General features: G+C 47.5%; 17 protein-coding genes. 14 read left to right on the top strand and 3 right to left on the bottom strand.

Going from position 1 to position 13949, the window contains the following annotated elements:
- Positions 1-11: 11 nt before the first annotated feature.
- Entirely contained in the window at positions 12-1349 is a 1338-nt protein-coding gene (gcvPA, locus tag KNP04_RS01630) for an aminomethyl-transferring glycine dehydrogenase subunit GcvPA (RefSeq protein ID WP_214821690.1), read from the top strand.
- Entirely contained in the window at positions 1349-2824 is a 1476-nt protein-coding gene (gene gcvPB, locus KNP04_RS01625) for an aminomethyl-transferring glycine dehydrogenase subunit GcvPB (RefSeq protein ID WP_483297962.1), read from the top strand. Before gcvPA ends, gcvPB begins: the two co-directional genes overlap by 1 nt.
- A gap of 35 nt (positions 2825-2859) precedes the next feature.
- Here the strand turns inward: gcvPB and KNP04_RS01620 are convergent, their stop codons facing one another.
- Positions 2860-3240 carry a rhodanese-like domain-containing protein gene (locus KNP04_RS01620; RefSeq protein WP_083600098.1) on the bottom strand — a complete coding sequence of 127 codons (381 nt, stop codon included), beginning with the start codon at positions 3238-3240 and terminating at the stop codon, positions 2860-2862.
- Between the two features lie 163 nt (positions 3241-3403).
- Here KNP04_RS01620 and mntR point away from each other — a divergent pair, with 163 nt between their 5' ends.
- A complete protein-coding gene (mntR, locus tag KNP04_RS01615; protein ID WP_074033309.1) occupies positions 3404-3832 on the top strand; it encodes a transcriptional regulator MntR in 429 nt (142 codons plus the stop codon).
- Positions 3833-4007: 175 nt separating this feature from the next.
- Entirely contained in the window at positions 4008-4535 is a 528-nt protein-coding gene (gene hpt / locus KNP04_RS01610) for a hypoxanthine phosphoribosyltransferase (protein ID WP_074033308.1), read from the top strand.
- A gap of 24 nt (positions 4536-4559) precedes the next feature.
- On the opposite strand, the gene KNP04_RS01605 is transcribed toward hpt, so the two are convergent.
- Together KNP04_RS01605 and KNP04_RS01600 are read right to left on the bottom strand one after the other, a co-directional pair.
- Positions 4560-4970, bottom strand: a complete 411-nt coding sequence (locus KNP04_RS01605) for an SA1362 family protein (RefSeq protein ID WP_214874509.1) — start codon at positions 4968-4970, stop codon at positions 4560-4562.
- A 14-nt stretch (positions 4971-4984) separates the two neighbouring features.
- A complete protein-coding gene (locus tag KNP04_RS01600) occupies positions 4985-5926 on the bottom strand; it encodes a DUF1385 domain-containing protein (protein WP_214820227.1) in 942 nt (313 codons plus the stop codon).
- Between the two features lie 141 nt (positions 5927-6067).
- On the opposite strand from KNP04_RS01600, the gene aroQ reads away from it, so the two are divergent.
- From aroQ to KNP04_RS01550, 10 genes are all read left to right on the top strand, one after another.
- Positions 6068-6505 carry a type II 3-dehydroquinate dehydratase gene (gene aroQ / locus KNP04_RS01595; protein ID WP_214820225.1) on the top strand — a complete coding sequence of 146 codons (438 nt, stop codon included), beginning with the start codon at positions 6068-6070 and terminating at the stop codon, positions 6503-6505.
- Positions 6501-7568: a M24 family metallopeptidase gene (locus KNP04_RS01590; protein WP_214821688.1), complete on the top strand. Its 1068-nt coding sequence runs from the start codon at positions 6501-6503 to the stop codon at positions 7566-7568. Before aroQ ends, KNP04_RS01590 begins: the two co-directional genes overlap by 5 nt.
- A gap of 29 nt (positions 7569-7597) precedes the next feature.
- A complete protein-coding gene (gene efp, locus KNP04_RS01585) occupies positions 7598-8164 on the top strand; it encodes an elongation factor P (RefSeq protein WP_214820223.1) in 567 nt (188 codons plus the stop codon).
- 117 nt (positions 8165-8281) lie between these two features.
- The gene (gene accB, locus KNP04_RS01580) at positions 8282-8731 is read left to right on the top strand and encodes an acetyl-CoA carboxylase biotin carboxyl carrier protein (RefSeq protein WP_214820221.1); all 450 of its coding nucleotides are present in this window, start codon (positions 8282-8284) and stop codon (positions 8729-8731) included.
- Between the two features lie 7 nt (positions 8732-8738).
- Positions 8739-10082 (top strand): acetyl-CoA carboxylase biotin carboxylase subunit, encoded by a 1344-nt coding sequence (gene accC / locus KNP04_RS01575; RefSeq protein WP_214820219.1) that lies wholly within the window; start codon positions 8739-8741, stop codon positions 10080-10082.
- Between the two features lie 112 nt (positions 10083-10194).
- A complete protein-coding gene (gene nusB, locus KNP04_RS01570; protein ID WP_214820217.1) occupies positions 10195-10581 on the top strand; it encodes a transcription antitermination factor NusB in 387 nt (128 codons plus the stop codon).
- A gap of 63 nt (positions 10582-10644) precedes the next feature.
- Positions 10645-11481, top strand: coding sequence for a bifunctional methylenetetrahydrofolate dehydrogenase/methenyltetrahydrofolate cyclohydrolase FolD (gene folD / locus KNP04_RS01565; protein ID WP_214820215.1), 837 nt, complete (start codon positions 10645-10647; stop codon positions 11479-11481).
- On the top strand, positions 11474-12820 hold the full coding sequence (gene xseA / locus KNP04_RS01560; protein ID WP_214874508.1) for an exodeoxyribonuclease VII large subunit: 1347 nt from the start codon (positions 11474-11476) through the stop codon (positions 12818-12820). Before folD ends, xseA begins: the two co-directional genes overlap by 8 nt.
- The gene (gene xseB / locus KNP04_RS01555; RefSeq protein ID WP_214820211.1) at positions 12795-13019 is read left to right on the top strand and encodes an exodeoxyribonuclease VII small subunit; all 225 of its coding nucleotides are present in this window, start codon (positions 12795-12797) and stop codon (positions 13017-13019) included. Before xseA ends, xseB begins: the two co-directional genes overlap by 26 nt.
- Entirely contained in the window at positions 13016-13894 is an 879-nt protein-coding gene (locus KNP04_RS01550) for a polyprenyl synthetase family protein (protein WP_214820209.1), read from the top strand. The genes xseB and KNP04_RS01550 overlap by 4 nt, the downstream gene beginning before the upstream one ends.
- Positions 13895-13949 lie beyond the last annotated feature (55 nt).

The following is a 13949-nucleotide window of genomic DNA, read 5'->3' as shown; positions in this document are numbered from 1 at the left end:
GAATGAACAGAATGGAATTTCGTTATTTACCGATGACCGAACAAGATGAGCGAGACATGCTTCAAACGATTGGAGTGGATTCCATCGAATCGTTGCTCGCGGATATTCCAGAGTCGCTTCGCGAAAAAGCGTCGCTTGCAGCAATCGGGTCACCACTTCCGGAAGTTGATCTCGTTCGTCACATGACGAAACTAGCGGATAAAAACAAACACACGAAGTCCTATCCAAGTTTCCTCGGTGCCGGGATGTATGATCATCTCTCACCAACCGTGATGAACCATATGCTTTTACGTTCTGAATTTTATACGGCGTACACGCCATATCAACCTGAAATATCACAAGGTGAGCTTCAGGCGATGTTCGAGTTCCAGACGATGATTTGTGAGTTAACCGGAATGGATGTTGCAAACTCGTCGATGTATGACGGCATCACGGCTCTTGCTGAAGCGACTTACCTAGCGAGTGCGCAGACGAAGAAAAAACGCGTCGTCGTTTCTGGAGCGGTACATCCTGAAGCGAAAGATGTCATTCGCACGTATGCGGATGGTCCAGGACTTTCTGTCGAATATACAAACGTCACAAATGGGGTGACGGATGTAGCTGATCTCGATTTAACAGACGCTTCATGTCTCGTCGTACAATACCCAAACTTCTACGGTCGAATTGAAAATTTGGAGCAATTGGCGAAGCAAGCGCATGATGCAGGTGCACTTTTTGTCGTATCAAGTAACCCCCTTGCATTAGGCATTTTGGAATCACCAGGTGCGCTTGGGGCGGACATTACGGTCGGGGATGCTCAACCGTTCGGGATTCCACAAAGTTTTGGTGGTCCGTCTTGTGGTTATTTTGCGGTGAAGAAGTCATTGATGCGTAAACTACCTGGTCGACTCGTAGGGCAAACGGTAGATGAGGATGGAAAACGTGGATTTGTCTTGACGTTACAGGCGCGTGAACAACACATTCGTCGTGACAAAGCAACGTCAAACATCTGTTCGAACCAGGCGCTCAACGCATTGGCCGCCTCGATCACGATGTCCGCTTTAGGGAAATATGGCATTCGTGACATGGCTGTTCGAAATATCCAAACAGCTCATTACATGAAAGAAGCATTGAAAGCAGCAGGATTTACAATCGTTGACGAGGGACCGATGTTTAATGAATTCGTTGTCGATTTCGGACGCGATGCAGAAGAAGTATCTCGTCACTTGCTTGAACATGGAATGATTGGTGGACTTCCGCTCGGAACGTATGAAGAAGAGCGCCAGTCACAGATGCTAGTCTGTGCGACAGAGTTACGTACGAAAGAAGAGATTGATCAGTTTGTCGAAGTGGTCGGGGGGATGAAATGATGCAACACGAACAAACGCTAATTTTTGAAGTATCACGTGAAGGACGAACAGGATATAACTTACCGACACCTACCGTTCCGGAAGTTGACCTCGAATCATTATTGCCGGCGACGATGATTCGAAAAGAAGTGGCTGAACTTCCTGAAGTATCTGAGCTCGACGTCGTTCGTCATTACACGGCGCTCTCTACACGAAACCATGGAGTAGATTCAGGGTTTTATCCGCTTGGTTCTTGTACGATGAAATATAATCCGAAAGTGAACGAAGATATGGCACGCCTTCCTGGATTCGCGCACATTCACCCATTACAGCCCGTTGAGACGATTCAAGGTGCGCTTGAACTCATGGTCGACTTACAAGAGCAACTTGCTGAAATCACGGGGATGGATGAAGTGACGTTGCAACCAGCAGCAGGGGCGCATGGCGAATGGACGGGGCTCATGTTGATCAAAGCGTTCCATGAACGCAATGGGGATACGGCTCGTACGAAAGTACTCGTTCCAGACTCGGCACACGGAACGAACCCGGCTTCTGCCGTCGTTGCTGGATTTGAGACGGTGACGGTCAAGTCGGATGAGCGTGGTCTTGTGGATTTGGATGATTTGAAATCAAAAGTTGGTGCAGATACGGCTGCTCTCATGCTGACGAACCCGAATACGCTCGGATTGTTTGAGGCGGACATCCTCGAAATTTCAAAAGTGGTTCATGAGGCTGGTGGAAAGCTTTATTATGACGGTGCGAACTCGAACGCGATTCTTGGAATCGCACGTCCAGGAGACATGGGCTTTGATGTCGTTCACTTGAACTTGCATAAGACATTCACGGGTCCTCACGGCGGTGGTGGTCCGGGTTCTGGTCCAGTAGGGGTAAAACGTGATTTGATTCCGTTCTTGCCAACACCGATCGTCACGAAGACAGACGAAGGGTTTGGCTTGGATTACGATCGTCCACTCTCGATTGGTCGAATCAAGCCGTTCTATGGAAACTTCGGAATCAATGTTCGCGCGTATAGCTACATTAAAACGATGGGAGCAGAAGGGTTGACGCGTGTATCGCGTGAAGCCGTGCTCAACGCGAACTATATGTTTGCTCGATTGAAAGATGCCTTCGACGTACCGTACGATACGTATTGCAAACATGAATTCGTCTTGTCAGGTAAGCGACAAAAGGCACTTGGTGTTCGTACACTGGATATCGCGAAACGATTGCTCGACTTCGGGTACCACCCACCAACAATCTATTTCCCATTGAATGTGGAAGAGTGTATTATGGTGGAACCGACTGAAACCGAATCAAAAGAAACGCTTGATGCATTCTGCGATGCGATGCTTCAGATTGCAAAAGAAGCGGAAGAAAATCCAGAAATCGTACAGACGGCCCCGCATACGACGGTCGTTAAACGTATGGATGAGACGCTCGCTGCACGGAAGCCTGTTTTAAAATATGAACGTCGTGAGGCGTCATCCGTGAAATAAAAGGAGCGGGTCGATTCAATCGACCCGCCCATTTTTTATGCTTTTTTAATTTTGCCTTTCCAGTTCTTGAAGCCGCCTTCAAGCATGTAGATATTGTTATATCCATTTTTCATGAGTAGTTTGGCCGCTTGGTTAGAACGTGAGCTTCCTTGGCAATAGATTAAGATCGGTTGGTCTTTACGTAATTCTTTCATGCGCATCTTGAGTTGACCGACCGGGATGTTTCGAGCACCGACGATGTGACCACCTTTATATTCATTCGGTTCACGTACGTCAATCAATTGTCCTTTGCGGAGTGAAGCACGGAATTCTTCTTGTTTCATTTTTTTCAACCCGCGAGCTGGCATGAAGCGCCATACGATGTAGGCGATCAAGGCAACCCATAGGAGGATGACGAGGATTGTTTCGATTCCCATAGATGTTCTTCCCTTCTCTTTCAAAGTTACCATATCTCATTATAATGAATTTAAGGTCACGAGACAATGATTGACTGAATGAATTGGGGCTTTCCCTTTCGATTTCAGCTTAGTTAGGATAAAATGTAAAGTGGAAACCGGAACATTAGGGGAGGTCGTGCCCATGCCGACGCCGAGTATGGAAGATTATTTAGAACGGATTTATTTACTCATGTCAGAAAAAGGATATGCGCGTGTTTCTGACATTGCCGAACATTTAGGAGTTCATCCCTCCTCTGTCACCAAAATGGTCCAGAAGTTGGACCGTGAAGAATATTTGGTGTACGAAAAATATCGCGGCCTCATGCTTACGAAGAAAGGTCAAAAAGTAGGGAAACGACTCGTCGAGCGCCATGCGATGCTCGAGTCTTTTTTACGTCTGATTGGAGTCGACGAAGCGGATGTATATGAGGATGTGGAAGGAATCGAACATCACCTCAGTTCAAATACGCTCGATTGCATGACGCAGTTTGTAGAGTTTTTTGAAGACAAACCCGAACTAATGGATCAATTTAGAGAATTTCGTGAGCAAGAGCGAGCTGCAGAAGAATAATGTATAGGAAAAACGTCAATTTCTTACGATTGACGTTTTTTTATAGGGTGAATAGGGGTTAAATACGAACGAAAAACCTATTTTATCTTCTAATGTATATTTTTAAGTCGATAATATGATAAGATGAATCGTGGATTCACTAAATAGGGGGTGACGGCGAACATTCGCCGAGCTGATGGACATTCAAATTAAAGGAAAACTGTTTGATGAGCAACAAATTCGAAATCGGGTACAAGAATTAGCAGAAGAAATTGAGAAAGACGCTAACGGGACACCTATTGTCATTGTTGCGGTCTTAAAAGGGTCAATGGTGTTTGCTGCTGATTTGATGCGTTATATGAAAGGAAGTGTACAACTCGACACAGTCGCAACGTCTTCTTACGGGAAAAAGACCGTTTCGAGTGGGAGTGTACAATTACGTAAGGACCTTGACTTGGATGTCGAAGGAAAATATGTCGTCATCATCGAGGACATCATCGATACAGGACAGACGTTGAAGTTCTTGTGCAAGCATATGGAACTACATCAACCGAAACAGCTGAAAATCTGTACGCTTCTTGATAAACCGGCTCGACGTCTCGTACAATTAGATGCAGACTATGTCGGTTTTGAGATTCCGGATGAATTTGTCATCGGGTACGGCATCGACTATGCGGAACAGTATCGCAACTTACCCTACATCGGATATGTAGAGACAACGTAAAAAGGAGCGCCGCGGCGCTCCTTTTTACATGTTGGCTTTCTTTTTCTTCTTCCCTTTTTTTCCCTCGATTACAGTGAGATGCGGGGGATTGCTTCGATGAACGTTCGATCGTTTGGACAACTTCGTGACGTTCGATCCCGGCTTCTTGTTCTTCTTATTCTTCACGGATGCGGAAGGTTTGACCTGAGGTCCACGGTTCCCTTGCATACGTTTCTTAGAGGCTTGAGCGGTTTTACGATAGCGCATATCCTCTGGGGACATACGTCGTCCGATGAAAACGCGATAGATCACATAAAAGACTAACCCGAATATCCCGATGAACAACAATTGTCTAAATAATCGACCAGGATCGGTGGCGAGCATATGCCCGACCCCGATGAAGCCTAAGATAAACACGATTGTTGCAGCGGTCGAACCAATTCTTTGTCTGATCATGGTGCTTCCTCCTCTTATCCCTCTCTATGAATGACCGATTCTCCTAACTCTTTACGTTCCCATGTCTCGAATGCTTCGATTGCGACTTGAATCTGTTCATCGCTCGGCTCTCGAGTCGTCAATAGCTGGAGAGACAGACCCGGTTTTCCGAGGAATGAAAGAAAGCGATGTTCACGGAAACGGTTGGTGAATTGAAGGACTTCAAATGAGATTCCGATGACGACAGGTAAGAGCGCGATTCGGCTGACGAGTCGTAGCCAAAGCGGATCGATTGGGACGATCATGTACACGCCAATCCCGACGAAAACGGTGAACAAAATAAAACTCGAGCCACAACGGTAATGAAGACGTGAGCTCTTTCGAACTTGTTCGACCGTAATCGGACGTCCGGACTCATAACAGTTGATGACCTTGTGTTCAGCCCCATGATACTGGAAGACGCGTTTAATAAGAGGCGTCAACGATATCAAATAGAGGTAACTGAGCAACAATACTAATTTTATTCCCCCTTCAAGGAGGTTTTGAACCACGTGTCCGGAAAATAACGGCACGTCTTGAAACATCGAGGCAAGAAGAGCTGGAGTCACGTTAAAAATCAACTTCCCAAAAACATAAGAAATCACACCGATGATGGCGATGAAAGCAATCATCCACATGCTCTGCTTCTGGTCCTCGTTCGTGCTGACATCTTCACTCGGATCGACGTCATAGCGATCACTTGCAAAATTCATATGCGCTGACCCGTTCTTCAGTGATTCATATAGTGCGACAATCCCTCTTAAAAACGGTACCTTTTTCAACGATTGGACCCACGGGACGAGGATGCGCGCTTGCTCGAACGTTTCGATTGATCCGTCTTTTCGCCGAATGGCGGATGCGCTCTCGGAGCGGCCTTGGAACATGACGCCTTCCACGAGTGCCTGTCCTCCGACAGGAATGTTTGGTTTAGAATTCATTCACTTTCCTCGATTCTTACAGAGTTGTACTTGAATTATACCGCGATTTATAAAAAAAATGAAAGGGCGGAAGGCTCGATTCACGTTCTTTCGATAAATTTGTTACAATAGATAAGACTTGACGAACGAGGGGGAAGAAGATTGCGGATTCTAGTGTTGAATGGTCCGAATTTAAATTTATTGGGTCGCCGTGAACCGGACGTGTATGGGGACGTGTCGTTAAAAGGTTTAGCTGCCGAATTGATGCTTGCTGCACCGGATGACGTCGAACTCACTTTCGTTCAATCTAATCACGAAGGAGAGTTGATTGATGCGCTACATGATGCCTACGACTATGATGGTGTCATTATGAATGCGGGTGCTTATACGCATACATCGATCGCGATTCGCGATGCTATATCTGCAATCGCTGCCCCGGTCGTTGAAGTACATATCTCGAATGTGCATGCTAGAGAATCGTTTCGCCACGAGTCAAAACTCGCAGGCGTATGTCTAGGTGTCATTACCGGCTTTGGACTGACGAGTTACACGTTGGCACTGCATGCACTAATCGAACATTGGAGGAATCGACATGATTGAACGCGTAAACAAACTGCAAGCACAGTTAGAGGCAAACGAGATTGACGCATTGCTCGTCACAAAACGGGAGAACATTCGTTACTTATCAGGCTTCACCGGATCAAGCGGTGTGATCGTTATCACGGCGAAATCTGCAAGCTTTATCACAGACTTCCGTTACACGGAACAGGCGAACGATCAAGTAAAAGGGTATGACATCATTGAACTTGATACGTCACTCATCAAATCGGTGGCAGATGTTGTGTCACGTGAGTCAATCGCACGCCTTGGAATCGAGCAAGACGCGATGACAGTCGGACAATATCGCACTTATGAAAAAGAAGTGGATGCAAATCTAATCGAGACGTCTGGAATCGTTGAAAAACTGCGCTTGATTAAGGATGAATCAGAGATTAAGATTATGAAGGAAGCTGCGGCAATCGCTGATGCAGCGTATGCACATATCCAGACATTCATTCGTCCGGGACGTACCGAGAGAGAAGTCGCAAACGAACTCGAAATGTTCATGCGCTCAAAAGGTGCTGATTCGTCATCGTTCGATATGATCGTCGCTTCTGGTCTCCGCTCGGCACTTCCGCACGGAGTTGCGAGCGATAAGGTCATCGAATCTGGCGAACTCGTCACACTTGATTTTGGTGCATACTACAAAGGGTACTGCTCAGATATCACGCGTACACTCGCGGTCGGACCGATTTCGGACGAGTTGCGTCAAATCTATGACACAGTGCTTCGTGCCCAACTCGCTGGTGTGGAAGGTACACGTGCTGGCATCACAGGGATTGAAGCTGACGCATTGACACGAGACATCATTAAAGAGGCAGGATATGGTGAATACTTCGGCCACTCGACAGGTCATGGCCTTGGCATGGAAGTGCACGAGGCACCTGGATTATCATTCCGCTCGGAAACAGTACTCGAGCCAGGGATGGTCGTCACGATTGAACCGGGTATTTACATCAACGGTGTCGGCGGTTGCCGAATTGAGGACGATGTCGTCGTTACGGAAGACGGATGTTACCGTCTGACGCAGTCGCCAAAAGAGTTAATTACGATTGAGGCTTGAGTCTCATCTGAATTTAGGAGGAAATTAACATGGTATCAGTAAACGATTTAAAAACAGGATTGACAGTCAAAACTTCTGACGGTTCGATTTGGCAAGTCATCGAATTCCAACACGTAAAACCAGGTAAAGGTGCAGCATTCGTACGTACAAAAATGCGTAACTTGCGCAACGGAGCGATTCAAGAGACAACGTTCCGCGGTGGAGAAAAAATCGAACGTGCACACATCGAGCGTAAGCGTATGCAATACCTCTATCCAATGGGCGACACGTATGTCTTCATGGACAATGAATCATACGAGCAACTTGAGTTGACGAGCGAACAAGTGAAAGCAGCGCTTCCTTACATGCTTGAAAACATGGAAGTCAGCATCGCGGACTACAATGGTGAGATTCTTGGAATCGAGCTTCCGACAAGCGTCGTATTGACAATCATCGAAGCAGACCCAGGCGTCAAAGGGGACACAGCATCGAACGTGAAGAAAAACGCGACAGTTGAAACAGGTCATGTGATTCAAGTACCACTTTTCATCGAGCCAGGTGAAAAAGTGACAGTTGATACACGTACTGGAGAGTTCATGGGTCGTTACAACGGTTAATCTGACAGAGTGTTCATTCGAATGAATGGGCACTCTTTTTTTCTCGTTGCATTCATTGGTCTGACCAGTTATAGTGAAGAGGAGATTAGTACCAGGTATAAACAGGGGGTAAGAAAGATGCAAATCGATCAAATCAAAGAGCTCATTCAACTATTGGACCAATCAACGGTTCATGAAATGGAGCTTGAAACATCTGATTTCAAACTGTCATTAAAGAAAGAAGCGCAAGCGGTCATGAGTGCGCCTGTGATGCAGACACAAGCGATCGCGCCACCTGCGCCTTCTCCTCAAGCAGAAGAAAATAAAGAACAATCGACGCCAGAAGAAGCGTCTTATCGTACAATCACCTCTCCAATGGTCGGAACGTTTTATTCCCGCCCAGCTCCGGATAAAGAAGCCTTTGTCAATGTAGGTGACCGAGTGGAGTCAGGACAAATCGTCTGTATTCTAGAGGCGATGAAACTGTTTAACGATGTCGAAGCGGAAATCAGTGGCGAAATCGTAGAAGTGCTCGTCGCAGATGGCGATCTCGTCGAATTCGGTCAACCGCTCTTCAGCGTGAAGTGAGGTCGTTATGAAATTATTAATCGCTAACCGTGGAGAAATCGCGGTTCGAATCATACGTGCTGCAAAAGAATTGAATATTCCGACGGTCGCTGTTTTTTCAGAAGCAGACCGTGAAGCGTTACATGTTCATATGGCCGATGAGGCATATTGTATTGGACCAAACCCGTCAAAAGACTCGTATTTGAATATTCCGAACATCCTGTCGGTCGCCTGTGCCGTGGATGCGACAATGGTACACCCTGGATACGGATTTTTAGCTGAAAATGCTGAATTTGCGGAGATGTGTGAGGCGTGTGGTATCCAATTCGTCGGGCCGAGTAGCTATGCTATCCGCAAGATGGGAATCAAGGATGAGGCCAAACGAACGATGATCGAGTCAGGTGTGCCGGTCGTCCCGGGTTCTAGCGGTGTCGTCACGGATGAAGAGGCAGTGGAACTCGCGCGCGAGATGGGCTATCCGGTTATCATCAAGGCGACGGCAGGTGGTGGGGGACGCGGTATTCGGGTCGCCCGAGACGAAGACGAACTCATTCAAGGGTTGATTGCGACACGCAAAGAGGCGAAGCAGGCGTTCGGTAACGGAGATGTGTATCTCGAGAAATTTATCGAGTCGTTCCGTCACGTAGAAGTGCAAGTACTCGCTGACCAATTCGGGAACGTGATTCATTTAGGAGAGCGCGACTGCACGATTCAACGACGGATGCAAAAGCTCGTTGAAGAAGCCCCGTCACCTGCGATTGACGAAGCGACACGTCAAATGATGGGAGATGCGGCAGTCAAGGCGGCGAAAGCGATTCAATATTCTGGAGCGGGAACAATCGAGTTCATCTATGTTCCAGAATCCAATGAATTCTATTTCATGGAGATGAACACACGGATTCAAGTCGAGCACCCGGTCACGGAGATGATCACCGGATTCGATCTCGTACAAGCACAATTAGAAGTTGCGCTCGGACATCCGCTCGCCATCTCACAAGAAGACATCACGTTCTCTGGACATTCGATTGAATGTCGGATTAACGCAGAAGACCCGTTCATGGACTTCCGTCCGATGGCCGGAAAAATCGATCAATACATCGTCCCAGGTGGTATGGGCGTTCGGGTGGACAGCGGTCTATATGCAGGAGCGATGATTCCTCCGTTTTATGACTCGATGGTCGCCAAGTTGATCGTACATGCGCCGACGCGTGACGAGGCGATTTTAAAGATGTTACGCGCTTTAGACGAGTTTACGGTTTCGGGAATCAAAACAACGATTCCGTTCCATCAACAAGTGATGGCACATGAACAGTTCCGAATCGGTACATTTGACACGAAATTTGTCGAAAAAGAAATGTCATTGGCGAAATAACAACAACCAGGAAGCCCGAACATTATTTCGGCTTCCTGGTTTTTTGTACTGAATTTATGAGTGCTTTATGCTAAACTATCACAATGAAAGCATGTAAAAGGAGAGTAACTGAATGAAACGTCATGAAGCACGAGAGAAAGCGATTCAAACGCTTTTTCAAATCGAAGTATCTAAATTAGAGGTGGACGAAGCCATCGAATTCGCATTGGACGGTCAAGAGTCTGATCCGTTTTACGAACAGCTCGTCACAGGAACGCTAGAGCATCAAGAGGATATCGACGCTTTACTCGTCGAAAACTTGAAAAACTGGCGTTTGGATCGTCTTGGCAATGTCGAACGTACGATTTTACGAATGGCGACGTTTGAATTGCTATACGTCGAAACGATCCCAGAGAACGTTACGATCAACGAGGCGGTCGAACTCGCGAAATCGTTCGGAGACGAAGAAGCCGGTAAGCTCGTGAATGGCGTACTCGGCAACATTATTAGAGAAGACTAAAAAATAGAGATAAGACACCAGACCAACTACAGAAAAACCTAAAGACAACGGGGGATGAGAGAGATGGCAGTAGTGATCGACGGGAAACAAGTGGCAGCATCATATCGAGAAACGTTAAAAGAGCGTGTGACAGCACTTCGTGCACGCAACATCGTACCGAAATTAAAAGTAGTATTGATTGGGGATGACCCAGCAAGTCATAGCTATGTACGCGGGAAAGAACGGGCAGCACAAGAAATCGGAATCGATTCACAAGTGCTCCGTTTTGATGAAACGATTAGCGAGAAAGAATTGCTCGACTTGATTGACTTGATGAATGAGGATGAGGAAGTACACGGGATTCTCGTGCAACTCCCACTACCAAAACACATTGACGAATCACGAGTCATCATGCGTATCTCTCCTGAGAAGGATGTTGACGGCTTCCATCCTGAGAACGTCGGAAAGATGATGCTCGGTCTTGATACGTTGCTTCCATGTACACCACACGGCATTTTGCATCTCGCAAAGACACAAACTGAGATTGCTGGGAAACACGTCGTGGTCGTCGGTCGCAGTCAAATCGTCGGAAAACCAGTCGGCATGTTGTTCTTGAATGAATCTGCTACGGTCACGTACTGTCACTCGAAAACGAAAGACCTTGGAGAAATGACAAGACAGGCTGACATCTTAATTGTCGCAGTTGGGCGTGCAAGTCTCGTTACTGCAGAAATGGTCAAACCTGGTGCGCTCGTCATCGACGTCGGCGTCAACCGTGTCGAAGGACGTCTCGTTGGCGATGTCGACTATGAGGCCGTCAAAGAGAAGGCGAGTGCGATTACACCGGTTCCTGGCGGTGTCGGTCCAATGACGATCACGATGCTTATGCATAACACGGTCGAGGTAGCGTCACGTGGCTAATCCACTTCCGGTCTCCGAAGTTGTTCGATATGTGAAGCGACAACTCGATGATGATGTCTTGCTTCGACAAGTCGCGGTCATCGGTGAGATCTCGAATTTTAAACGCTATTCATCTGGTCATTGTTATTTCACCTTGAAAGATGATGCGTCCCGCATGAAAGCCGTCATGTTCTCTCGAGATGCGAAACAGCTTCAATTCGAACCGAAAGATGGAATGAAGGTCATCGCCGTCTCAAGAGTGACTATGTATGAAGCGACCGGTGACGTTCAATTGTACGTCGAACTGATGCGTCAAGACGGAATCGGTTTATTGTACGAACAGTATGAGGCGAGAAAACGTGAACTTGAGGAGAAGGGGTGGTTTGATGCAGACCGAAAACAACTCCTTCCGACGTTTCCTGAGCGGATTGGAATTGTCACATCTCCGAAAGGTGCAGCGCTACATGATATCGCGACTACACTTCGGCGTCGTGCGCCCCACGTTTCCATCACATTTGCCCCTGTGGCCGTACAGGGCGAAATGGCTGCCCCACAAGTGGCATCTGCCATTCGGTGGATGAATGAACGGACCGACTGTGATGTACTCATCGTCGGCCGTGGTGGCGGCTCGATTGAAGAATTGTGGGCGTTCAATGAGGATGTCGTGGTCGAAGCCATCTATGCGTCGACCATCCCGATCATCTCTGCTGTCGGTCATGAGACGGATTATACGCTCGCTGATTTTGTCGCAGATGTTCGGGCGGCAACTCCGACAGCGGCGGCTGAACTCGCCACAGCGATGATTGACTCACAGCGGAAAGATTTAGAGCGTCTTGACAACCATCTGCATAAAGCCGTCAGGATTCAACTCGATGATTCTCGGAATCGTGTAGAGCGAATGATCAACAGTTATGGCCTGAAATCACCACGATATACGATTTCTCAAAAACGAGAACGGTTTGCTCAGTCGGAAATCCGCCTCGAGCAAGGGATGAAACGACATCTTACCGAAGCGACTCATCAGCTCCGTCAGTTGTCACAATACCTTGATGTGAAACGGTTCTCAAAAACCTTGTCGCAACAAGGAGAACAGGTCAATCAAATGGTCGATCGACTTCGTCGGACGAAACCATTAGAACAATCAAAACGACAATTTGCGCAACAGGTAGGAAGATTGCATGCGGTCAGTCCGCTCGCCGTCCTATCACGGGGCTACACCTTCATTGAACAAGATGGAGCATATGTGCAAAATGTGAAAGAATTACGCGATGGGAACATCTCGATTCGTTTTCGGGACGGTCATGCTGTCGCTGAGGTGAAGGAGAGGATTGTTGGTGACGAAAAAAGAACAGACGTTTGAAGCGGCACTTGAACGACTCGAACAGATTGTCGCGCAACTCGAAACCGGTGACGTACCGTTAGAGGAAGCGATGACTTTATATGAAGAAGGTGTCCGGTTATCTGCTTTGTGCCAGACAAAACTCTCGGCCGCTGAAAAGAAAATGGACGAAATACTAGAGTTAGACGGTACCCTTCGTGAAAAAGGGGGATCTGCATGAATCGCACGGATGATTTGAACAAGTGGAAGCGAACTGTCGAAGAGTCGATGCGTTCGCTCATTGAGACGAGTGACATGCCGTCGCGACTTCGCGATGCGATGGTCTATTCTTTAGAAGCGGGCGGAAAAAGAATCCGCCCCGCGCTTGTCTATGCTGTTCTAGAAACGTACGGTGTACCACTCGAGCGAGGCAGTGAGGTTGCGGCGACGCTCGAAATGGTCCATACATATTCACTTATTCACGATGATTTGCCGGCGATGGATGATGATGATCTTCGCCGAGGTCGACCGACGAATCACCGACAGTTTGATGAGGCGACTGCCATCTTAGCAGGGGATGCGCTTCTGACGGATGCGTTTCGCATTCTCGCACAAATGTCGCTCCCTGCTGAAGAAATCGTCGAAATCATCCGCGTTTTCGGTCTAGCTGCCGGTAGCTCTGGCATGGTCGGCGGTCAGTTGGACGATATGCTTGCTGAGAAACGGAGTGACGTCACGTTACAGGAACTTCAGTCGATTCACGAACGAAAGACGGGTGCACTGCTCGTCTATGCGCTTGAAGCAGGTGGAATCCTTGCCGGTGTATCGGAGGAAGATCGAACACAATTAAAACAGTTCGGCCGACACCTTGGCATCGCATTTCAGATCCAAGACGATATTTTAGATGTCGTCGGGGACGAGCAGACAATCGGGAAACGTGTCGGTTCGGATGAAGAGAACGAAAAAACGACGTATCCGAAACTGCTCGGATTAGACGGGGCGAAGCGTGCGCTCGATGCAGAAGTAGAGGCAGCGACCTTTGCGATTGAGTCACTTTCGATTCAAGCTCCGCTATTATTAGACTTGTTGGCGTTTGTGGTGAAACGAAATCATTGACCCCGGTGACACGATGAGCACATCGTGTCACCTTTGTTTTGGGGAATGTGTGGCA

The organism is Exiguobacterium sp. CH10, assembly GCF_018617635.1.
GTDB classification, from domain to species: Bacteria; Bacillota; Bacilli; order Exiguobacteriales; family Exiguobacteriaceae; genus Exiguobacterium; species Exiguobacterium aestuarii_A.
This window is presented reverse-complemented; position numbering and strand designations above follow the sequence as displayed.